At 37.9% G+C, this 23,918-nt stretch carries 16 protein-coding genes; 1 reads left to right on the top strand and 15 read right to left on the bottom strand.

Annotated elements, in window-relative coordinates; translation table 11 throughout:
• Positions 1-331 precede the first annotated feature (331 nt).
• The gene (locus tag AC25Y1_RS05630; protein WP_488146970.1) at positions 332-1,141 is read left to right on the top strand and encodes an SMI1/KNR4 family protein; all 810 of its coding nucleotides are present in this window, start codon (positions 332-334) and stop codon (positions 1,139-1,141) included.
• Between the two features lie 221 nt (positions 1,142-1,362).
• Here AC25Y1_RS05630 and AC25Y1_RS05625 read toward each other — a convergent pair whose 3' ends face one another.
• From AC25Y1_RS05625 to srtB, 15 genes are all read right to left on the bottom strand, one after another.
• Complete coding sequence (locus AC25Y1_RS05625; protein ID WP_488146969.1) at positions 1,363-7,290, bottom strand: lamin tail domain-containing metallophosphoesterase family protein; 5,928 nt, start codon at positions 7,288-7,290, stop codon at positions 1,363-1,365.
• A gap of 230 nt (positions 7,291-7,520) precedes the next feature.
• Positions 7,521-8,492 carry an acetylxylan esterase gene (locus AC25Y1_RS05620; RefSeq protein ID WP_488146968.1) on the bottom strand — a complete coding sequence of 324 codons (972 nt, stop codon included), beginning with the start codon at positions 8,490-8,492 and terminating at the stop codon, positions 7,521-7,523.
• Positions 8,493-8,523: 31 nt separating this feature from the next.
• Positions 8,524-9,372, bottom strand: coding sequence for a MurR/RpiR family transcriptional regulator (locus AC25Y1_RS05615; RefSeq protein ID WP_488146967.1), 849 nt, complete (start codon positions 9,370-9,372; stop codon positions 8,524-8,526).
• 16 nt (positions 9,373-9,388) lie between these two features.
• On the bottom strand, positions 9,389-10,219 hold the full coding sequence (locus AC25Y1_RS05610; RefSeq protein WP_488146966.1) for a carbohydrate ABC transporter permease: 831 nt from the start codon (positions 10,217-10,219) through the stop codon (positions 9,389-9,391).
• Entirely contained in the window at positions 10,216-11,094 is an 879-nt protein-coding gene (locus tag AC25Y1_RS05605; protein ID WP_488146965.1) for a carbohydrate ABC transporter permease, read from the bottom strand. Before AC25Y1_RS05605 ends, AC25Y1_RS05610 begins: the two co-directional genes overlap by 4 nt.
• A gap of 68 nt (positions 11,095-11,162) precedes the next feature.
• Complete coding sequence (locus AC25Y1_RS05600; RefSeq protein ID WP_488146964.1) at positions 11,163-12,497, bottom strand: extracellular solute-binding protein; 1,335 nt, start codon at positions 12,495-12,497, stop codon at positions 11,163-11,165.
• Positions 12,498-12,515: 18 nt separating this feature from the next.
• A complete protein-coding gene (locus tag AC25Y1_RS05595) occupies positions 12,516-14,363 on the bottom strand; it encodes a hypothetical protein (RefSeq protein ID WP_488146963.1) in 1,848 nt (615 codons plus the stop codon).
• A gap of 41 nt (positions 14,364-14,404) precedes the next feature.
• A complete protein-coding gene (locus AC25Y1_RS05590; RefSeq protein ID WP_488146962.1) occupies positions 14,405-15,100 on the bottom strand; it encodes an N-acetylmannosamine-6-phosphate 2-epimerase in 696 nt (231 codons plus the stop codon).
• Positions 15,101-15,307: 207 nt separating this feature from the next.
• Entirely contained in the window at positions 15,308-16,309 is a 1,002-nt protein-coding gene (gene yiaK / locus AC25Y1_RS05585) for a 3-dehydro-L-gulonate 2-dehydrogenase (RefSeq protein WP_488146961.1), read from the bottom strand.
• A 14-nt stretch (positions 16,310-16,323) separates the two neighbouring features.
• The gene (locus AC25Y1_RS05580; RefSeq protein WP_488147038.1) at positions 16,324-17,292 is read right to left on the bottom strand and encodes a Gfo/Idh/MocA family protein; all 969 of its coding nucleotides are present in this window, start codon (positions 17,290-17,292) and stop codon (positions 16,324-16,326) included.
• 232 nt (positions 17,293-17,524) lie between these two features.
• Entirely contained in the window at positions 17,525-17,902 is a 378-nt protein-coding gene (locus AC25Y1_RS05575) for a carboxymuconolactone decarboxylase family protein (RefSeq protein ID WP_488146960.1), read from the bottom strand.
• 1 nt (position 17,903) lies between these two features.
• The gene (locus AC25Y1_RS05570) at positions 17,904-19,538 is read right to left on the bottom strand and encodes a thiamine pyrophosphate-binding protein (RefSeq protein ID WP_488146959.1); all 1,635 of its coding nucleotides are present in this window, start codon (positions 19,536-19,538) and stop codon (positions 17,904-17,906) included.
• A gap of 24 nt (positions 19,539-19,562) precedes the next feature.
• Positions 19,563-21,776, bottom strand: coding sequence for an EAL domain-containing protein (locus tag AC25Y1_RS05565; RefSeq protein WP_488146958.1), 2,214 nt, complete (start codon positions 21,774-21,776; stop codon positions 19,563-19,565).
• 200 nt (positions 21,777-21,976) lie between these two features.
• Complete coding sequence (locus AC25Y1_RS05560) at positions 21,977-22,912, bottom strand: acetamidase/formamidase family protein (RefSeq protein ID WP_488146957.1); 936 nt, start codon at positions 22,910-22,912, stop codon at positions 21,977-21,979.
• Positions 22,913-23,072: 160 nt separating this feature from the next.
• Positions 23,073-23,870: a class B sortase gene (gene srtB / locus AC25Y1_RS05555; RefSeq protein ID WP_488146956.1), complete on the bottom strand. Its 798-nt coding sequence runs from the start codon at positions 23,868-23,870 to the stop codon at positions 23,073-23,075.
• Positions 23,871-23,918: the final 48 nt, after the last annotated feature.

The following is a 23,918-nucleotide window of genomic DNA, read 5'->3' as shown; positions in this document are numbered from 1 at the left end:
ATTCCGCGACCAGCGATTCCTTTAAATATTCTGAAAATGAATCATAGGTAATGTCGTTTAATGATAAATAAGTGCTAAAGGAATAGGTAGACTAGTAATAAATTATAATTCTCCTAACGATATAGCCATTTTTAATCACATGCCTGAACGACGTACTGTGTACGGTGCAATTCTGACGATTCACGACTTTGGATAAATCCAAAGAGATAACGACAAAACTGAATAGGAAAGCGGCGTATTATCTTGAAAAACATGTTACAGTAAAAACAATTAATCAACTTGAAACTTGTTCCAGTTGATTTCATCAGCCAACATCGAAAAAACACTATAAATGGAAGTAGGTAATGTTGTTTTGAATAAGAGAATTTGGGAATTTGATGTTATGGATGAATATGAATTAGAAGATTTTACTGAACTGACATTGAAGATGGTTGAAAATTCATTAAGAGTTAAATTACCAAGATCGTATGTAGAATTAATGAGCATTCAAAACGGAGGACGTTTGTTTAGAAATTTAATTCAGTTAGATCAATTAAATATTCGTGTTGATTATCTCCTTGGTATTGGAGGTAAGTTTGATGAAGGTATTCTTATCACGCCTTATATGATAAAAGAATGGAAGCTACCTGATGATATTGTATTGATTAGTGGAGATGGGCATAGTTGGGTTTTTTTAGATTATAGACAAAGTAAAGAAATACCTTGCGTTTCCTTTATAGATGTAGATGAAAATATAGATGTGAAATTAGCAATTGATTTTGAAGATTTTATTGATCTGCTTATGAGAGATAGTGAGGAGGATGAGTTTGAACTAATTGCGGAAAATTCTTACACAACTTCACAATTTGAGAAAATTATAAAAAAAGGAGACGATCCATTTTTAATAACAGACGGATTCTTATATTTTTCTGTAGTGGATTGTGATTTAGATTGGTTGGTATCACAAGCCATAATTAGTTTGAACAATCCAGATGAATTTGTTGTACCTGAAGTAATGGCTTATATGATGAAAAAAATTTCTAATATGGAAATAAACGAAAAAAACAATAGCACTTTGGTTTCTTTGGCAGGGAAAGTTAACGAACATGAACTTAGTGAAGTGAGAAGATATTATAAAAAAATAATTAATTTTACAAGGTAATACACAATTATGATGTGAAATTTAGGCGGTAGTACCTGCGCAAGGTGCAATTATGACAAGTCTGCGGTTCAGATAAAAAATAAAGAGATAGCGACAAAGTGTTATATTGTCACTATCTCTCTTTTCATCTTATGCAATTATAATGTGTTTTTTGTGTTTTTTCTTGCAAAGGTACCGTTTTGAGAGGGTACTTTTTTCCTCAAAGAATGCTCCTACCTTTTTTACTCGATTCCAATCCCCATTTCTTTTCTTCTATATATTAATAAGCTGCTGCCTGCTAGTAGTAACAGAAAGCCGGTGATGAGGTAATTGAAATTATTTGTTGCTGTGCTTGGTAAGGGAGCGCCGCCTTTGTTTTGGTTTGGTGTGTTTTCAAAATAAGGAGGTCCCGTTTTGTCTGGTTTATTGTTGTTGTTCGGGTTATCGCCTGGTGGTACATTTTTGTCACCCTCATCGTTCGGATCTGGTTGTTGAACAATTGGATCTTCAATCACTGGGTCGTTGTCTCCAGGCTTGACAGGGTCCTCGGGTTGTTCTGGATCTACGATGACGACGCCTTCTTTTGTAAGGAAGGACCAAATGTCAGACCGTTTTTTTCCACCATACTGATCTTCGGCAATCACATGCCAGAAATATTTGCCGTTTGGCTCTAAATCGTTCCATACGACTGATGCGATTTCACCACTAGGTACATTGTCTACTTTGCCGATTAAATCATTTGTATAGACATTGACTTCGACATAATCAGTCGCTACTTTTTTCACTTGAGGTGTCATGTCCCATGGAATCTTAAACTCGTCTTTTTCTGGATGTACGATTGGATCGTAATAATTGTATTCATCCAAATAAGGGGAGTATGTCTGGACATCGATTTCATTTGTTGCTGAATTAAAGTTAAGTAATCGCATATAACCTTGTCCACCTTCTGGCCCGCCTTGATAGTTCGCAAGTAGCTGATAGACCGTGCGATCGACTATGCCATCATTGTTATCATCAATTTCGTCGATAACCTTTTGGCTGTTATGGTAATGGCCAGCTAGAACAGCGTACACATTCGGATTTGGAAGCACGACCTTTTGGAAAACTTCTTCTCCAATCGGGCTTCGTGTACCACTTGCAAGTAAATACTCATGCAAATTAATAAACGCTTTTCGATTCGGATATTTTTCTAGCACTTCATTCATCCACTCGATACCGGCTTCATCAACACCCCAGCCCATATACACCATGATGAAGTCATTCCCATTTGCTGAGATTAAATCATAATGTCCACGGTTGTTGAGATAAGATTCACCGTAATAAGAACGATCTTTGAAGCGATGTTCTCCGAAAAATTGATAGTAATTGTCGTATAAGCCATCTTTATGATCGACATCATGGTTTCCGGCCAACACACCATAAGGTATTTTCGCATCATCCAGAACTTTCATTGCATTGTCTGCAACTTCCCACTGATTAAAGTCCTCAGAGTTATCGACGAGATCCCCTGTATGGAAAACGTATTGGATGTTTAACGCTTCTTGTTGCTCAGCAATCCAATTTACCTCGGTCTCGTAGATATGCGGATAACTTGCCGAATAATATTGTGTGTCAGACATCCAAACAAATGTGAAATCATCTTGAAGGGTCTCTTCAATCTGATCTTGAACAATGACACTCACTTTTTGATTTTGAATGTATTCGTTACCTGTTACAGAACCAATCAGTTCGAATGACGTCTCACCGGCAACGGTAGAAACGAGATCTTTCCATTTTTCGGTTTCATAATTCCAAGCATACATCGTTACTTTTCGACCTGGAAGAGAAGAGCCATTCCATACAATTTCGATTTCATCTTCAGGCAAGACGCGCTCATCTACAGTGACATCAAAACGATGATAAGGAAACTCCGTTGTTGACTCAGTTCCAAATTCCTGACCGTCTAATTCCTCAATTTTCTTGCGTTCATCTTCAGTGAAATCCTTTTCGCCCTCTGGCAAATAACTTTGCGGTGGCTCTGTGTTTACTGCGTGATGAGAAATTTTCATGTTGTCTGTGTCCGCAGCAGTATATTGATAGGATTGAAAGAACGAAACGTCTAAAGTGTCATTTGTTGGATCGCTCACCCTAACGGATAAAGTTGCGCTTGTGTCTTCTGGATCATCCTTTAACCATTCTGGCAGCAGTGGATTTTCCTCGACCGTGCTAAAGGAAATATTCTGCATACCCGTATTTCCAGCAATATCGCTAGCTGTGATTACCAATTCATGTGCGCCAGCTTCCAATAGAGCGGAAGAGGTTTCATAAGGTAAAGTAATATACTTCCCATCTAACTGGGTGGTAATCGTGTCTACTTCACTGGTTGCATCAGTGATTTTTGCATCAATTGTGAATGAACCCTTATAGGATTTTCCTTCCTCAATTGTTGGTTGAATAACTGGTGCAGTGTTATCTATTATAATATTGTTTTTAACTTCCTCTTCATTTAGGACTGCTTTTATTTCGTGAACGCCATCAGATAACACTGTCGTATCTAATTGATAAGCCAAAGAAGTAAATTTCTCCGGATCAATTGTAAATGTAAAATCAAAAACTGGAATTGAGCTTCCATCGTCTCCAACTGCAAGTTCTTCATTTACATTGACGTAATTTGGATCATAAATCGTTGTTCCATCTGATAAAACAAGTCGAATATTTTTGATGTTAAAGTCATCTCGATTTTCAGATGATCCTTCATCAAAAGGACTTACTTTATTTCCAGATCGAATGGAGATTGTGTTATCTCCATGCACTAACCGATTCGCTGAAATTGGAACGGTTAATGTTGTGTATGCATTAATGGTATCGTCAAAAATATACAGAATCTCGTCACCCATAGTCACGCCATTTTGGAAGAAAAGATTTGTTTTACGAACATCAAATGCAAAGTAGGCTTCCGTTTCAAGCGCTGTAAATGTATCTGTCACTTGTTTATCATCGACGAATAACGCAAGATTTTCTGGCGCTTGCTCTGATGTCGCTTTGAGTATTTTCTCACCAGACATGATTTCCTCTTCTGAAACGTTTAAACGTAGCCCTTCTCTTACACCTGGATGCTGAATAGAGATGCGATTTGTTTCTGATGTCGTTATATTTACACCATCACTAGCTGTGAAATAGTATTCTATTTGTTTTTTACCAATTAATTCAGGTTCGTAGATCATATGCTGATAGCGATTATTTTCTTTCATTTCTAGATTTACTTTGTTGTAGTCTTCTGTTTTAGCTGTTCGGTAATGTAATGCTGCTGACTTAACTTGATGATTATCTGTTATTTCCGAAATAACTTGTACGGGTTCAGTAGAAGTTACCTCGCTCTTTTCAGTTAAATCATTTATCGTTGGTTTCTCGTTATCTGCGATCACCTGAACTTTCTCCACTGGAACCTGTTCAGACATCACCGATCCAGGCGTAGCATTTAGTACACCAGCACTAATTTTCGTTAACTGAGTACTTCCATCTGTCGGAAAACGGTAGAAAATCCCTTTGTCGGGAACGGTATCATCGACATTCACTTCATCAAAATAACTGACAGTTGATAACTCATGGCCTGTTTTAGTAGCGATGACAAGTGAACGATAGGAACTATTTGCTAGCCCATTATTATAAATTTTGATTAGGTTTTTTCCTTCTTGTAAGTTTGTTCCATAGTTATTGTTAAAATCCTCGCCTGTTAAATGCGTATTGCCGCTATTGATATTCCAAAATACGACCGTTTCACCGGATGGAATAATGACTCTTTCATCCTCAGTTGGCCCCCACAATAAATCCGCGCCAGGACCTTCCATTGGATAACGATAACGAATCGTATAATCCGTAAAATCAATAGCTTGATCTGCGTTATTATAAACTTCGATAAACTCATAACCGTCTAGTGAATTCACATTGGTACTATCAGGGACGAGCTCGGTAATAAATAATTGTGGAACATTTTGATAATCCACTGCTGGTTGTGGAATAGTTAATTGATAAGTGTCAGTTTTTTCTGTTCCAGACTGGTTGGATGCTTCAAAATAGTAACTTATATGGTCGCTCCAGATAGATTCATATGGAATCGTTAAGGTATAGATTTCTGGATTTGTCGTGGAATCCATTGTAATGGCTTGAAAATCCATACTGCTACTTTGCCTAACATATGCATTTACACCTAATACCTCTTGTTCCGAGGTAACTGTCACTTCCAAAGTGATGGCTTGATTTTCTTCAGATAAAGTCGGTTGCTCATGCTCGATAACCGGAACATCTTGACCGACTTCAATCTGTACGGGCTGACTAGGTACTTGTCCAGGAATGATTGTGAGTGGTGTAACAGTTTCACTTACACCCACTTTAACCATAGACGTTCCTTCTGATGGGTATTTATAAATAATACCTTGATCTACTTTTACATCTCTTTGCCCGTCATTATAGGTAGCTTTGACAATCTCATTATTAAAATTATCTGCAATGACAAGTGAACGTTCACTACCGTTCGCCATACCATCAGATTCAATAATGGTAACATTGCTTTCCTCCATATTTAAACCGTAGAATTCATTAAAATCAGCAACTGTTTTGTCTTTATTTCCTTCATTATGGATCCAAACAATAAAGCTGTCTTCCGCACCAATAATTTTATCGTCCGTTAAATTCCAGTGTTGTTCAGGACTACTACTGCTTGCTGGATAACGATAGATAATCTTGTAGTCTTTCATATTAATCGGTTGATTGGTATTGTTGTAGATTTCGATAAATTCATAGCCGTCTAGTTTATTGATATTGGCTGTATCTGGTGTGATTTCGGTAATTAACAAAGGTGGTATCTGCTGTGTATCGTTAGTTTGAGTGAAAATAACTTCTGCTTCAACATAACCGATTTCTGGGAATGTTGAGGTATGATGCTCTTCAGTTTCTACAATAATTCTGTAATTAAAGAATGGAGACCAAAGCTGATTCTTCGGTACTTCCACTGTATATCTATCAGTCTCGGTTTGTCTTACAAATTCTAGACTTTGAAATTCCATAGATTGACCCGTTTGAAATTGCAGTGTTACGTTGTTTGCATTGGAAACAGTCGCTTCTAAGGACAAAGCGTTTTCTCCATCTATTTCAAAGACTGGCTGGTGAATGATATCTGCTTGTTGAGTTGGCTCTGTTTCGACGATATCTTCTTTTGTAGCTTCAGTGATAGGTTCAGTTTTTGTCTCTTCCTTATTTTCCTCATCATTTGTGGGTTCTTCAACGACGATCGCATTTTCAGGAACTTGTCCTGCAACCAATTTTCCTGGTTGGACAGTCTGCGCAAAGCCACCGTCATTCATTTCATTACCTTCTTTTGGAAAGTAAAAAAGTTGACTGGAATCTTCTGCTACTTGCTGATACAGCGCAGCGACTTCAGAAATTCCTGTGTTTTTATCCACTAGCTTGATATGTGAAGCATTTGCTAGCGGCTGATTGTTTTCAATCATAACCAATTGCTGTTCATCGAGAGTTGATTGGTAATGCTTATTAAAGTCTGTCGCGTTACGTAATTCATTGACAAGCCAAACTACCTTTGTTTCTTGTGATTGAATGGTAGTTCCTTCTGTAAACTCTAATATGATATTCTGTGCAACTACATGATAATTTGCTAAATCAATAGGCTGACTTGTATTGTTATACAGTTCAATAAATTGATAACCCTCATGATTTAAATTCGCTTCTGTAATTAATATTTTCGAGGCTGTCTTATTGTTATGATCAGTTGGACTGTTTACATTCACTTGATAGGTTTGTGTCTTTATTTCATTTTCGGTTGATTCAAACCAGTATTCAATTTGTGATGACCAGAGTGCTGTATGTGGGATAGTCGCGCTAAATAATCTATCTTCACTTTCCTCCATCTGTAGAGCGATTGTTTGTGAAAGCGCTGATGAACGATAAAAGAGTGTCACTTCATCAGCAGCTGTACTCTGTATCTGTACTTGAAAAGGGTCGGACTGGTTGATTTCCAGAGGCTGTTCATGATGTAATTCTAGCTGATTTTCCAATTCCTGCTCATGATTTACTTCCGCGGGTTCCTCAGCAAATACTGTTCCAGCCGATGGTAAAAAAGACGTAAGGAATAGGATACTAGCAGTGATAGCTGCCAATGCAGATCGAAAACGTTTCATTCTCAATATTTCCCCCTCTATAAAAGTCATACTCAATGTTAAGTATAAAGAGGGTTTGTTAAGGAAGTGTCAATTTCTTGTAATGTTATTGTTAAGTTTGGAAATATTATGAAGTTTTCGGTTTAGTGAGGTAGGACGCTAGCACCTAAGACTCTTTGAAATTAAAATCGAAGAAACCCGTTGTGATATAATCGGATTTCTTCGATTGAATGATTTTTTAACTATCAAATTCATTTTAGTTGATTCGCAACAAACGCTAGCTTTTTCTCCTCATGAAAGGGGTTCATCTCGTGAACAAATTGTGGGTAAACTTCCATTCGTTTTTCTTTTGAACTCAAATGGTTATAAGCAGCAAATACAGTTGACGGTGGGGTCACTGAATCTTCAAGTCCTACCCCCATCAGCGTAGGACAAGTTATAGATTGAGCAAAATGTACACAATCAATATAGCCAAGTGTTTTTACAATCGTACTTTGCTTCTTATATTGTGGATCATTCCATTTGAAGTAATTCACAATTTCCATATAAGGACCAGATGTCGCGATTTCCAAAGCTCTTTCAAAATGAGAAATGAACGGCCAATCCGCGACTAAAAAATCTATATTTCTGTCTAAGCCAGCCGCACTAATGGCAAGTCCGCCGCCTTGGGATCCACCCATGACACCAAATTTTGTAATCGTAAACGGAAAGTCCTTGGATCTGACCCAATTCATTTGCATCAAAATATCCCGGTAAACGTTTGTGTAGTAATAATTCTCTGGATCCTCTATCCCATGAAGCATCCACCCAGGAATTCTACTGCCATTTGGGTAATTCGCAAAGTCAGGTGAATCACCTTGTCCGCGTATATCAAATGATAAAATACCGACGCCTAGGGTCAACCATTTAAGATGATCTCCAGCTAATCCACGACTTCCTGTATAGCCATGAAAGCTTAGAATTATTGGAAATTCAGTGACTCCTTTTGGTTTCATCAATATTCCAGCCAGTGGTGTCTGATCCCAACTGTCAAAGGTAATATCCGCAACCTCAACTGTTGAAATAGGATAATCTCTCCATTCGATTTGAATCCCGGGACTCAATTCTTGAAGGCGCGCTCTTTGATTAGTCCAAAATTCATTGAAATTCGTAGGCTTGTTTATGAGTGTTGGTCTGTACTTTTGTAATTCTTGTAAAGTGAAATCCCCTATATGTCTCCCCAATTAAAACGCTTCCCTTTATCATTTTTTAAATTTAATATAGTTTTTCCGATAAGGCCTTAGCGGTTAATTCACTAAAGACTTTCGATTTAATATTCCCTTGATTTTTTATGGCAGTACAAAGTATGTCGACACATGATAACTGAGCTAATTGTGATAGAACTGAACTACCTTCTAATGGGTTTTCTTTTCCAGATATTAATAAAACAATATCTGCCAGTTTTGTAATTGGCGACTTTGCATTATTTGTTATACAAATAATCTTGGCTCCTGCTTTCTTGGCAATTTCTACATTATAAATTGTATCTTTTGTGCTGCCAGAAACTGAGATACCAATAACGCAGTCTTCTGTCGATAAAAGTGAAGCGCTCATGGCTTGAAAATGAGTATCTTGCTTATAGTCACAATTAATCCCAATTCTTAACATGGAACTAGAAGCTTGACTGGCAGTTATCCCTGAAGAACCTACACCGAAAAATGTAACCTTACGAGATTGCAATATGATATCTACTGCCTTTTGTATAGATTTATCGTCAAGAAGTTGAAGATTTCCTTCTAGACTATTTATTTGCCTTTTTATGACTTTATTTATGACGCTCTTCATATCATCGCTTCGTTGAATTTCTTCATCTTCAAAATTTGACGGTTGAACTTGATCTTGAGCTACTGCTAATTTAAAATCTTGAAAACCGGAAAACCCCAGTTTCCGACTAAATCGAAGTACAGTTGACTCCCCCACACTTGCTTTATCGGCAAGTTCCGTTATGGAATAGTACATGACATCATTTGTATTCTCTAAAACAAAGTCTGCTACTTTTTTTTCTGTCTTCGTAAAGCTATTATAGTAGCTGCTAACTTTCAAAGAAGTATGAGATATGCTCATCATATTACCTCCTGAATTATTCTTTGACTGCCCCTGCAGTAGATCCTTCTATTAAACGTTTCTGGAATATCAAATAAAAGATTGTTACTGGTATAAATGATAACACTAAACCAGCATATAACGCTCCCCAATCCGTACGATATTGTTGGACCATCATAATGTTCGCTAATTTAAGGGGCAAAGTCTTAGCATCATCATCAGTAATTAAGATAAGCGCTAAGATATATTCATTCCAAATACCGACAAAGTTAAATATGGCTGCAGATATTAGACCTGGCTTAACTAATGGGAACATAACTTTCCAAAACAATTTAAACGGTCCACACCCATCAATAATTGCTGCCTCTTCTAATGACTTAGGTATTTGATTAAAAAAAGCAATTAGCATAAATATTGTAAAGGATATCGAGTAAGCAACATACACCGCGATCAAACCTGGAAGACTGTTTACCAATTTCAAACTATTCATCAATAAAAAAAGCGGTGCCATTGCCAAAAAGGTCGGTAACATTAAGCCCATTAAAAAGGTGTTTTGAATCGCAGTTCGAAATCGAAATGTTTTTCTACTCAAAACATAAGCCGCCATCGCTGAAATTATGACGATTAACGTAACTGTGATGGTCGTTACAATAATACTATTAATAAATCCCGTCCCAAAACCCGCTTCATTCCACGCCCTTGAAAAGTTTCCAAATTCTAATTTACTAGGAAATGATAATGGTTCTAATAAAATCTCCGCAGATGATTTAACTGAGTTTACAAATACCCAGAGGACCGGAATGAGAATGAGTACAGACAATATTCCTAGGAACAAGTGATTCCTTACCATTTGCACAATTTTCATCATCGGTCACTCCCCCTAGTAATTTTAAGCGTCAACAAGGATGCGATTAAAGTGAATATCAAAAATACGACACCGATTGCTGAAGCATAACCAAAGTTAAAATTGGTAAACGCTTGTTCATACATATACAAAGATATTGGTTGCGTCGAGCGATTCGGTCCACCAGAAGTTAATAATTGAGGCATCTCGAAAACCTTTAAAGTATTAATTAATGTAAAGATAATGACAACTTGCATAATATCTTTTAACATAGGCAAGGTTATGTAAATACTTTTTTGAAACTTGGAAGCACCATCCATTTCAGCTGCTTCTAATACGTCTTGAGGAATATTTAATATGGCCGCTAAAATCAAAATACTATAAAATCCTACCATGCTCCATATATTCACAAAAACTACACTTCCAAACGCTGTCTCTGTTCGACCTAACCATTCTGTTATGAAACTATCCAATCCTACTATGTCCAGTATCCCGTTCAACATGCCACTTACAGGATTAAAAATGGTAGACCACAGCATTGCAATCGCAACGCCTGGTAAAATATAAGGGAAAAAAATGATTGATCGATAGATATTAAACCATTTTGTTTTGATGAGAAATGAAATGGTAATCGCAATGACAACGGATAGCAGTAAAACGATTGGAACTTGAATAATGATATACTTCCCCGTTACCTTAAATGCGTTTATAAAGTTACTATCTTCCAACATTCTTCTATAGTTATCAAAACCAATCCATGTTTTTGAACCAAGTCCGCGCCAATTATAAAAACTCATTCGCAGCGCATTAAATGAAGGATAAATCACAAATAATAAATACAACAATGCTGCTGGCAATAAGAAAATCACGATAGACCATCTTTCACTAGCACTCTTCACAATCTCACACCCTCTTAATAAAAAAGAGAGGCCAATTAATATAGACCTCTCACTCTTATAAATTATTATTACCAGGAAAACTCCACTTTCTCTATATTCGAGTCATTACGTGTTTGCTCAGCAAACTTTTCTGCTTGTTCAGCAAAATCTTCTGGAGTAATCTCACCAAGAACCAAGCTTTGATAGACGTTCATAATATTACCAATCAGCTCAGGATAAGAATCATTGATTGCAGTTGGTGCATATGATCCATTTGCATCTTGCAACACTTTCAATGCACTCTTTAATGCTTCAGATTCAATCGCTTCGTCTGTCCCTTTTACAACACTCGCAAGTCCTTTAGATTTCACCATTTTTTCAACTTCTTCTTTACTTGAGAGAAACTTCAAAAACTTAACAGTCTCTTCTTTGTTTTTACCATCACTCGGAACGTACCAAGCCCCACCCCAACCAGTTGAAACTGGTGCAAGTTGCTCACCTGAACCTGATGAAACTGCTGGCTGATTGATCGCGCGAAGTTTAAAATCTTCTGGGATGACATCCGACATTTCACCTTCCAACCATGATCCGGCTGTTACAAATAAAGCCTTTCTTTGGAAAAATAATGTTTGTGCTTCTGTATGCGACAAACCAAAGGTACCTTCGAGAAATAGACCTTCATTTACCATTCTTTGTGTTTCTTTCGCAGCTTCGATAAATGCATCTGACTGCCAGGCACCTTCTTTTAGATTAAATGCATCTAAGATAGGTTGTTTGCCACCAATTCTTTCAACTAACGGCATAAAGCTTCCATAGAAATAGTAACCTGGATGTTTCCCAGGAACAGCGAATACGGCAATGTCTTCTTTATCGGCCTTTTCTTTCAAGTCATATAAATCTTCTTGTGTTTTTGGCAGTTCCCATCCATTGTCTTCAAATAATTTTTCGTCGTACCATAAAATATAGCCCGGCGAAAAAATGGTTGGAATTCCATATGTTTTTCCATCTTTTTGCAAGTTGAATTGACCAGCTTCAAATGTATCTATCCATTTTTCATCACTGTCAAATGCATTCCCTTGTAATTCCTTATCTAAATCCTGAATCATTCCTTCACTAATTACACCTTGAATATCGAAACTTGGTCCTGGATTTATTAAATCTGGAACTTCACCAGATAAGAACCTTGTTTGCAATTGTTGATGAATATCAGGACTCGCGCTCACTTTTACTTCAACGTTCTCATTTTCATCCATATACTGTTGTGCGGATTCTTTAACCCATTCAGAACCAAACCCACCTTCGAACATCATGACTTCAATGCTCACCTTTTCCCCTTTGTTTTCATCTTTCGAATTTTCATCATCCCCTGATGAACACCCAGTAATCACTAATAACGCAAGCATAAATACAAATAATTTCTTCATCTTAACCCCTCTTTTCTTTTAATCTACTAATGACCAGTCTAATTCTTTTAACAATAAGCCTGTTGTAATGATCGCGTTTGTCCAACCACTCTCAATGCAGTAGGCCCCCCAACCAGTATCGCCATTATTACCGAAATACTCTTTACGGTCTAAATGAAATGAACGCATCCATCCACCGGTAAACTCTTTCTTCATAGAGACGATTTGTATTTCGGAAATATATTGTACTAATTCATTGTTAAACGAGGATATCCTTGGATCATGGGTCGCTTTCCACGCTTCCCAACTATTAATAATCATAAAATTATTTGTGTAAAGTTGATCTGCAATCTTTTCTCCATTAATGCGGAAGACCCCTGTGTCTTCGGTACCGTACCTATCTGGATCAGGATTATCAGCCTCTTCAATTCCGCCGAACTCATGCTGATGTTCTTTTAAATAATCGGTTACCGTATTAATTCCATTAAGGTAAGTTTTTTCTTTCGTTAAAGCATATAGATGGGAAAGGGAAAACAGAAAACGGCTATATCCCGCTGTTTTACTGTACATATACTTTAATTGGTCAATGTTTTCTAATAAATGGGTTGTCCCCTTTTTAACGATTAGCAGATACTTTTCATCTTTAGATACGATGTACGCCTGTAGAAATGCTGCATGAACGATACTTTCAAAATGTGGATTCATACTACTTTTTTCTGAGTCTTGAAAGTATGTATGTCCTTTTGAAGCTAATTCCTGTTCCCGAATTGCTTCCGGCCTTAACCCAAATTTGTTCTGCGTTTGCAGTAAGGAATTTGCCGTCAATAATCCACGGACTTTGTATTCTTCGATTCCTGTACGTCTATATAAGTAGAGTAATACAAACGCGACCCATCCATTATCATCCGAAAATATTTGATCTGGTTTATCACCAGGAAATTTAAACCATTTCCAAAATCCATAAGAGCTAGATGTTGGGTCCAAATCTTGATAACCCGAATTAAATAGATAGGATAATACATTTTTGGAGACATCTTTCCAATGTTTTTCCTTTTTATATTCTCCTAATAAATGAAACATTAATGCAGCATGCGCATTACAATCGGGTCTCATATCCTTACTAACATTCCCTCTAATCGAATGAACATTTTCATAGACCCCAGCACTTCCATCTTCTTTAGGCATTATTCCTGATTGTAAAAACCAATTCGCACTCTCGGAAATAACTTGATCTACAGTCTTACTTTTCAACTGAATGGTTGCAGGAAGGTTTTTAAAAGGGAAACCAAAATCAGAATTTAACCACTCCAATAATTGATTCCATAACCAATTCGGTCTTAATGTCCAACTCTGCTCATTGCCCAGTAAAGAAAATGCAGAAAAGATTGTCCTGCCATTACCTAGTTTCTTTGTGACAATGCCTGGATGCTTACCGTTTTTTTGTGATAAATGCGTTTCAGGAAAAATATCCAATTCAACTAGTGTTTCTGTATCAAATGTAAACCCAGTTAGAAATTCCCCGTTCCATTCTAAGAGCTGGCCTTCTTTACAAAACAAACTGTCTTTAGCAATACGTAACTTTTCTAATCGTCTTGAAGTTACTGAGAAGTCTTGCTTGAATCCGAATAATCGAGATGTAGGGAAATCTTCGCAATTCACCATTTCACCGTAAAGCAAGCCCCCATTCTCAACAAACTTCCAAAGCTTGCTTACCACTTCGTATGGGAGGAGAGAAGGCGCATTGTTTTTAAATCCGTTTATCAAAATCACTTGGTAATCTTCGACATCTATGGTTGACAACGCTGATACATCAGAGAAAAAATCCGTATATCTGACAGTTTCTTTCATATTATCTACTACGCCAAATACTGCAATAATTATTCTCACCCCTATATGCCTTGACGTGCTGGCTAATCTATTTCAATATTTCATTCAATCGTTAACTTTTGAATCTCAGACTCAAAACGTTTAGTAATCTCTTGTGGCCGTGTAATAGCTGATCCAACGACTACTGCATATGAACCTAGTCGAATACATTCCGCTGCAAGTTCGGGCGTATTCACTCTTCCTTCTGCAATAATCGGAAGCGCCAACTTGCTCAAAAGTTTTGAAAGTAGTTCTCTATCAAATGAATTGATATGAACGGTGTAATCTGTATAGCCTGCTAATGTCGTTGAAATCATGTCTACCCCTAAACGAGAAGCATTCATTCCTTCTTCAAAAGTAGAAATATCAGCCATTAATAAATGATTAGGAAAGGAATGTTTTACTTGAGCAATAAATTCATCTAGGGATTGTCCCCCCGGACGACTTCGCATCGTTGCATCAAAGGCAATAATATCAGCACCTGCATCAATTACTTCCGCTACTTCTTTTAAAGTTGGGGTAATATAAACCTCACTATCCCCATACTCCTTTTTATACAACCCGATCACTGGTAAAGATACACTTTCTTTTATTGCACGAATATCAATCGGACTATTCGCTCTAATTCCTTTAGCGCCGCCCATTTGTGCAGCAATCGCCATTTTCTTCATTAGGCTAGAACCATGTAACGGCTCACCTTCAAGAGCCTGGCATGATACGACTAGTCCTCCTTCAAGAGATTTTATTATAGAATTCATTCAATCACCTCAATATTTCTAATTCTTAATTTCATTATAATCTTATTGGTGGAAATGTCCATCTTTATTTCATTTCAGGAGCATATTTCCACCTTTTTTGTAACGTTTCTATAAAAGACTTTGAATGAAAGACAAAAAACCGACAAATATTTATTTTGTCGGTTTTCTTATTTAGTAAACGCTAGTAGGAAGATTACAATGAATGATTTACAAAGCTAAAATCTTTTCCCACACTTCCGCACTAACAGGAATTCCTAGTTTTAAATTTTCTTCTCTAGTATTCTTCGTACGCTCACCGGGATAATAGACTTCTCCATCACTTGTAGCAGGAGCGGAGTCTTTAATGTATTGAATGGAATCGTTAATTTTTTCTTCCATAGCTGACAGATCCCCTAATTTATCGGGCGATATTGACATAAATACTTGCGAAACCGAATACTCTTCTTCTCCTAATTCCCCAATACGTTGGGTCGTATTTCCTCCGGACAAACTAGCAGCTATCAAATCGAGTACAATCGATAAACCTGACCCTTTCCAAAAGCCTACCGGTAACACTCTCCAAGTTTCCTCGATTGCTTTAGGCTCTTTTGAAAGATTCCCTTCGCTGTCAAATCCACCCGGTACTGGTAATTCCTCGCCTGCCATCCGGTACTCTTCTATTTTCCCATAGGAGAACTGAGACATCGCCATATCCAAAACGACTGGCCCATCTTCTCTAGGCAGCGCAAGGATAATAGGGTTATTGCCAATTCTTCTTTCTTTCGCACCCCAAGCAGGCATATTCGGCATCGTATTCGTCCATAGAATTCCGATATATCCTTTTTCCGCGGCTTGCCAGCCATATTCCCCGCCCCGCATCCAATGATTTGTATTTTGTAAGGCGACACAGCCAATTCCAAATTCAGATGCAAGTTCCATCGATCGATCCATACATTGTTTCGCAGTTAAGTTGCCCAATGCCAAATTCCCATTCCATCTTTCAATCGCACCAAAAGCACTGATTTTCTCTGGAACAGCATCTGGTTTTATGTAACCTTTTTCTATATAATCTATCACTCTCGGAAATCTATTTACACCATGTGAATAAACACCATCACGGCTATTATTCGTAAAAGATGTCGCTGCTTCATCCGCTTTTTCCTCTGTAAATCCTTTTTGTAGTAATATCCTTTTAAATTCATTTTTCATATCATCATATTGGATTCTCATTTTCCCAACTCCTCTTATGTAAAAAAATCAGTCATAACCTTGTTCGTTCTTGCACCGGATTGCCCAGTACTTGGACATTTTTCATGAGTACCCTGAGCGCATGTCAATTCAGCTACAATTAATTCAACAAGTGGTTGATGCACATGCCTCGGTGGCTCGAACTCAAACTCAGTTGTTCCGTCAGCAGTCGTTAATACAATGGGTTCGTTTCCAAACGTGGAGAAAGACAACTTCCCTTTACTACCGACAATTTCATTCATATCTACATCGTCAAAAGCAGCGAAACACCAATTCCCTGTACCTTGAACACCTGATTCAAATGTAAATGCACCCGTTACGATATCTTCTGCACGATAATTACCCGCTTGGTTGGAAGTAAATCCTTTCACTTCTTTAATCGGTCCCAGTAGAAAATCCAAGATATCTAACATATGACTGCCCATGTCAAAAAACAGCCCGCCCCCGGATACCTCAGGTTGAACTCGCCATGCTTTCTCAGCGCCTTCCAAAGGCTTTTGATATTGTGTCGTTGAGACAAAACGAACATCTCCAATTGCATTGTTATCCAACAACTCTTTAATCTTCACAAATCTTGGCATTGCCCGCCGGTAGTAGGCAACATATAAAGGCACACCTGCTTCATCACACGCAGCAATCATTTCATTACATTCATCTATATTAAGTGCCATAGGCTTTTCAACATAAACAGGTTTCCCCGCCTTTGCCACTTTAAGTGTATATTCTTTATGGGAACTTGGCGGCGTTGCAATATAGACTGCATCGACATCCGGATCATTGATTAATGCATTGGCATCATCGTACCATTTCGCAACACCATGTCTCTCGGCATAATCCTTCGCCAGCTCACCAGTTCTACGCATAACTGCCACTAACTCCGAATTCTCAACTCTTTGAAACGCCGGTCCACTTTTCACCTCGGTCACATCACCGCACCCAATTATTCCCCAACGAACCTTTTCCATTTTCACTATACACCGTTCCCCTTTACAAAGTTTCTTCTCCAAATACTGTTCTCGAAAGCGCTTCCACTCTAATTACATACTAGTCTACTAGGTATTATTTATCAACAATGCAGAAAATTCGACCTGTGCGATATACACTTATTCGATAAAAATAAAAGAGCTAGCGACAAATTCTTATCTTGTCGCTAGCTCTTTTCAACTTTATACCATTTGAATGGCTTCTCACAAGTATTTACATCTCGTTCTGTTTGAATATCTCACCAGCGATTCCCATTGCTTGAACAGCTTTTGGAAACCCTACATATCCGGTACAATGGATGATGATTTCGGTAATTTCCTCTTTTGTGAGTCCTACGTTCAAGGCTGCTTGTAAGTGAACGCGAAGTTGGTCAAAAGCGCCTTGCGTGATGAGTGTCGTGAGTGTAACAATTTCCCGTTGTGAAAGGGATAATGTGCTTCTCGCATATAAATCTCCAAAACCAAAAGAGACAATCAATTCCCAAAGGTCGGGAGAAACTGCTTTCATTTGTTCCATGCCGCTGCGTACTTCTTCAGAAAATAAATCTTCCATTACTTCTAACCCAGCTGCGTATCGTTCGTTCTTTTCCATCTTATTGCCTCCCCATCGTTGGTGGAATTTCATTTTGATCAACAATTGCCTCAATTAAAACTGGTTTGTTCGTTTGTTCAATTTTATGTAATGCTTCTTTGATTGAATCAACTAGTTCATTAGGATTATAACATGTAGATGCCTCTAGTCCCATAGATTTCGCAAAAAGTGCTGCATTGAGCGGCGTCTCATATATTCCACCAATGGATGTGCCGATCATTTTTTGCATGCCTTTTTCCACCATATCCAATCGTCCATTATTCAAAACGATAAACAGAACAGGTGAGTCATAATTGTAGGCTGTTGAAACTTCCGTACCGTGCATGAACATGCACCCATCCCCTACTAAACAGACAATTGTTTTCTCCGGGGCTGCTAATTTTGCACCGATGGAATAGCCTATTCCGTTGCCCATCGCACCGAAAATATCATCGAAGTAAAACGTTCCTGGCTTGTAAATATCAAAGTGTTTGATGCCGTAGAAAGAGTGGCTTCCGTCATCTCCGAAAATGATTGCATCTTCTGGAAGTGCTTGACGCATTGCCCGTATAACTTGGACTGCAGACATCGGTTGGTCAGGTTCATTTACCTGAAGTGGCTCCAACTGCACGGGTGTTAAAAAGGACTCGCTATTTGTTTCTGGAATTTCTTTTAACATCATGGTCAGATTGGATTTGATATCGCCTAGAACTGGTAAAGTTGGAACTGGAATCACTTTTCCAATATAGGTCGGATCATAGTCGAAGTGGATGACTTCTTCGGGATACATCTCTACTGATAAACCAGCAGTCGACATATCGCTTAACTTTGTACCAACGACGATTAGTAAGTCAACTTGATTTTGAAAATATTCTGTCGCTTCGGTAGTCCCGCCCAATCCAAACGCACCCAAAGAAAGCTGATGATTCGATGGAAATGTTCCTTTTCCGCCCGGCGTGGTGATGACTGGAATGTTAAAATGCTCAGCAAGATGCCGGACCTCCTCGTAAGCGCTGCTAGAATGAACGCCTTTTCCAAGAAATAAAAGTGGGCGCTTAGCATTGTTCACCTTTTCTAGAACTTCCGTCAATCTCGGAGAAACCATTTCATAAGACTCAGGAAAATCGATTTGGAACGGCTCAATCTCTTCCAATAAAACATCAAATGGAATAGACAAATGCACGGGTCCTTTTACACCGGATACTGCAGCTTCCAGTGCGTGTTGTAAAAATGGTTGCAGCATGTCGCCGCGTTCTATCCGAGCACTGAACTTAGTGACAGATTTAAACATATCGACAAGATCGGTTCCAAATATGCTGGAATCTTGTCCCAATGGTTTCCCTGTATCTTTCACCGAAGGATGTCCTGTAATGATTAAAAGCGGAAGGTTGGATGCTTTCGCTTGTCCTGCTGCAGTTAACAGATTTGTCCCACCTGGTCCCGACGTTCCAACAGCAATACCTATTTTTTTATTCATTAACGCATAGCCTGCTGCTTCATAACCTGCTGCTGCTTCGTGTTTCGTTAATACAAATTCTAATTCATGGTTTAATATTTCAAATAAGATTGGTGATACTGCTTTACCTGGAATGCCAAATATATGATGGATTCCCCAATATTTAAAGTTTTCCACTAATATGGATGATATCGTTTTCATGCTGCCGTGTCCCCTTATTCTCTATTATGTTAAATACTTTCTCTCGATTTCCTCCGCCGGAAGGGCCTTGCTGAAATAAAATCCCTGGCTAATGTCACATTTATGTTTTTTCAAGAAATCTAGCTGTTCTTTGGTTTCAACGCCTTCCGCAATCACCTCTTTTTGAAGATTATGCGCTAGCGTAATGATTGCTTTCACTATAAAAGCATTGTTTTGGTCTTTCATCAATTCATCAACGAAGGATTTGTCAATTTTAATAGAATCGATTGGGAAGTTTTTAAGATAATTAAGAGAGCTGTATCCTGTCCCAAAATCATCAATACTAATACCGATACCAAGTGCTTTTAGCTGTTTCAATACACGAATGGAATAATCGTACTCCATCGCCATATATTCCGTAATTTCCACGACAAAATATTGTGGATCAAGTCCTGTGCGCGCCAAAACCTCCTCCATAAACGGAAACAAATTCGTTGTCAGAAATTGCTGTGTAGATAGATTTACGGACATTTTAACTTGCGGCATACCTGCATCTTGCCACTTTTTATTTTGAGTGCACGCTTCATCAATGACCCACTCGCCAATTTGTGTGATTGAACCATTTTCCTCTGCTAGTTTGATGAACTTTCCGGGAGGCAACAGCCCATGCACTGGATGTTGCCAACGAATGAGCGCTTCGAATCCTACCAATTCTCCGCTAACATTATGAACTTGAGGTTGATAATGAAGGACAAACTCATTATTCTCAAGTGCTCTTCCTAGCTCAATTTCAAGACTGTATTCATACTGCATATCTTCTAATAACTCTGCAGTATGAAGCGTATAACGATTTTTCCCTTGTAATTTTGCTTGGTACATTGCGTTGTCAGCATAAACCATTAACTTTTCAAAGGAAATTGGATAATCAGGATAGATCGCAACGCCGATACTTGCAGTCGTATGAATTTCTTTCTTGTTAACTAAGAAAGGTTTATTGAACAAATCGAGAACCGCTTCTGCTTTCTTCGTTACATAACTCGGATTTTCAAAGTCCTTCAGCAAGAATATGAATTCATCGCCACCCATCCGGGCAAGAATATCCTTTTCACCAAGACAAGTCATTAAACGTTTGCTCACCTCGATGAGAAGATAATCCCCGTATGAATGATTAAAGTTATCGTTAATGATTTTAAAACGATCCAGATCGATGTATAATAGAGCTAATGTTCGATTTTTGTCACTATCAGATTCTTTAATGATTGTTTCTATTTCCTTCTTAATAAATCGCCGGTTAGGTAGTTTGGTTAAGTCATCATGATAGGCCAAATAGTTATATTGCTCTTGCAATAAATACCGTTCTGAAATATCTCTGAACTGACCAAAGGCACCAATTATTTTGTTCCCTTCATAAACCGGTTGCGCATCGAATAGGCAGACGACGAGATTACCGGATTCATCTTTAAATTTAATTTCTTCATTGTTAAAGATTCTTTGGTTATCTAGTACTTCTGTGAAATAATCACCCGTTAAATCCGATTCACGAATATTTCTTCCAATGACTTTATCTCGGCTAGTATTTGAAATTTTTTCAGCATAATCATTAAAATCAGTCGTAATTCCATCCCTATCCGTTATGACAATGCCATTTCGCGTTCGACTTAACATGATTTGATTGAGAATATCCAACTTTTTATTTTGTTTCCTCAATAATAATTCTCTTTCAACCGAATCAATCGATTGGCTTAACATTGTTAAGTAAAGCGGATTTTGAAATTGTATCGGCATCATAATGCATACGCTGCCTAGCATTTTATTTTCATCTGTAATATAAAATGCCGTTCCATAACAAGCAATTTCATGAAGAAAAGTATGGTAATGTTGATTGCCAATGAGGCTGATTGGGTGCTTTTGTTGCAAAGCTAGACTGACCACGTTTGTTCCAGTATCTTCTTGTGTAAAAAGACTACCATTTTTAATACCAAATTGTTCAGTCATAGATTTGATGGTTGCATCTCCTTCAATTTCCAATAGATAACCATCTGCATCTGAAACAACTACCAGTATTGGCGTCCCTTTTAACGAATCCAGGAGCTTGTTCGAGAAAAAACTCACAACAGATAATATTTCATTATAGTCGTTTCTTAGTTCTTCGAATTCTACTTCACTTAAAAACTTTTTAGGTCTTGCAACTTCATTCGGATCCATGCCAGACACTTTGCATGTCTTCTTAGATGCTGTTATGTAATAAGGTTCCATCATATAAACATCCCCCCTCTACTATCTATTTGATGTGATACCCCTTATTCCGCTCTACTACTCTAGTATAACATTTCCAGAGGAATTCTGTGAATTGTTCGAATGTCATCAAGCCTTTAACTGAACAAATAAATCAGAAATAAACACAAAAAATCCGACTCTATTTTCATAGAATCAGATTTTTGAGATCTATTAACTTTTTATCATTCTTCGAAAATCGATAATGGCAGTACTGCATTGACGACATACTGTCCAACATTCACAATTTCAGAGATTTTTAAATCTACACATAAACTTGAAAGCAAATATGCATCAACTTTCGGCATGTTGTAGCTCTCTGAAATATGGACTACCATCGCACGTAATGCATCTTGAGAAGCTTCATAAAGGTCCGCACCTACTCCAGAAGTACCGTAGAAATCTCCATCATTTACTTTTGATGTAAATTGTCCATTTGTTTTAAACTGTGCTGCTGGAATGGATTTACCTTTAATAAGATTAAATTTCAGGCTTGCATACAACTCACATACTAATGCGGAGCCACAAACCTCCCCATCCCCTTGACTCGCATGCCCGTCACCGATACTGAACAAGGCACCTACTTCTTCCACTGGAAGATATAATGTTGTTCCTATGGTCAGTTGACGTGTATCGATATTTCCACCGAATTTTCCCGGTGGCATCACTTCTTGATCCACTGCACTGGCTGGGCATACCCCCATAGTCCCTAAAAACGGTTCAATCGGAATCTTGATATCATCGCGGAAATGAATGTACTGTCCATCTGATAAATCAAAGACGCGCAGATAAGCATCTTGAAACTCATCTGCCAATAAACCCATTCCTGGAAGGACCGCTGTCCATCCCCAACCTTTAGTTTGTAAATCTAAAATTTCAACCGCCAGCGTATCGCCTGGTTCAGCACCTTCTATATAGACAGGTCCTGACAATGGATACACCCGCTCCCAATTAAAATCAGAAAGTGATGCTGTCGTGGATTCAGGTGTTAACTGATTATCCGTTATTTCAGTTGTTTCAAAAATAACAGTATCACCACTTTCTATCGTAATAATAGGTTTATTCGCAGCATTCCATTTAAAATGAACAACATCTGTAGGAAAATAATGTGTCTTAGCCATAAATCGTTTCCCCCTCTTATAAAAATACATCCAAATTGTATCACTAGTCTGTCACCTTTACAAACAAAGGATGTTGTCATATAAAAAATAAGTACTAGAACAGGAACTGTTCTGGTACTCAGTAAAGTTGAAAGAATTAAACTGTTTTGCCCTACTATACTTACTTCTTTTTCACCAATTTCGCATGGACAACCAAGCGACCTTCGCGGGGGTCTAGTTCATAATCACAAGTTGATAATGTGAGAATTTGATCATCTTCACTGATTTCAATATCTGAATGATACAATGCGTTTTCTCGAATTTCATTCAATAATGATCCGTATTCTTCATCACTTGTGAAATTTGTCTGTATATAATCAAAATCAGTCGTTGTTTTATAAACCGCGAATATTTCTGCGTCATAACTGTCATAAAGTGTGTCGAATTTGACGACTTTATGATTGTCAAAAAAGTCTTTATCCAAAAACTTATTAAGCTCCTCAAACATCGAACCGTCTTTCATACGATGTCCATAGAGAATTGTATTTAGGTTATGCGCGCCAATATCAATTCGGTAATCCATGAAAATACTACCGGCTATTGATTTATCGCCTTTATAATTTCGATTTAAATACTCGTCGTTATTCTCAGCTTGCAAAATCGGATAATTGATTTGTGTATCTTCAATTGAAATCCAACCCCTAATTTCCGAGTTAATGTGCTGCAACTCAGCAAATTGTGGCCGAATTTCACCTTCTACGATTTCTTCCTCTTCTTCTAAAATTTCCACATCGGAAAAGTCATAATAGATTTCTTGGGCATCTGCTAAAACTTGGCGATTTTTGTGATAACCTAAAAAGATACTGACGAGTGAGTAAGCTGAATAGATGAAAACAGCAAGACACAAAATGGTAAATGCGCGTGAGATAAAACTTTTCAGCGGACTCTTCTTCTGTTTTGTTCGTCTATTGCTTTTCATATAATCACTCCTCACGAATTTTTAGCACGGACCGAAAAAGCGAATACG

Source organism: Sporosarcina sp. Y1009 (assembly GCF_057669865.1).
The sequence above is the reverse complement of the archived record's forward strand: the minus strand, read 5'-3'. Positions and strand labels throughout refer to the sequence as shown.

Coding starts and splice junctions, on each gene's coding strand:
- AC25Y1_RS05610 (WP_488146966.1), bottom strand. CDS start 10,219: ATGATGAAAATTGTGCAAATGGTAAGGAATCACTTGTTCCTAGGAATA.
- AC25Y1_RS05630 (WP_488146970.1), top strand. CDS start 332: ATGGAAGTAGGTAATGTTGTTTTGAATAAGAGAATTTGGGAATTTGAT.
- AC25Y1_RS05615 (WP_488146967.1), bottom strand. CDS start 9,372: ATGAGCATATCTCATACTTCTTTGAAAGTTAGCAGCTACTATAATAGC.
- srtB (WP_488146956.1), bottom strand. CDS start 23,870: ATGAAAAGCAATAGACGAACAAAACAGAAGAAGAGTCCGCTGAAAAGT.
- AC25Y1_RS05580 (WP_488147038.1), bottom strand. CDS start 17,292: ATGGAAAAGGTTCGTTGGGGAATAATTGGGTGCGGTGATGTGACCGAG.
- AC25Y1_RS05600 (WP_488146964.1), bottom strand. CDS start 12,497: ATGAAGAAATTATTTGTATTTATGCTTGCGTTATTAGTGATTACTGGG.
- AC25Y1_RS05565 (WP_488146958.1), bottom strand. CDS start 21,776: ATGATGGAACCTTATTACATAACAGCATCTAAGAAGACATGCAAAGTG.
- AC25Y1_RS05625 (WP_488146969.1), bottom strand. CDS start 7,290: ATGAAACGTTTTCGATCTGCATTGGCAGCTATCACTGCTAGTATCCTA.
- AC25Y1_RS05590 (WP_488146962.1), bottom strand. CDS start 15,100: ATGAATTCTATAATAAAATCTCTTGAAGGAGGACTAGTCGTATCATGC.
- AC25Y1_RS05560 (WP_488146957.1), bottom strand. CDS start 22,912: ATGGCTAAGACACATTATTTTCCTACAGATGTTGTTCATTTTAAATGG.
- yiaK (WP_488146961.1), bottom strand. CDS start 16,309: ATGAGAATCCAATATGATGATATGAAAAATGAATTTAAAAGGATATTA.
- AC25Y1_RS05570 (WP_488146959.1), bottom strand. CDS start 19,538: ATGAAAACGATATCATCCATATTAGTGGAAAACTTTAAATATTGGGGA.
- AC25Y1_RS05575 (WP_488146960.1), bottom strand. CDS start 17,902: ATGGAAAAGAACGAACGATACGCAGCTGGGTTAGAAGTAATGGAAGAT.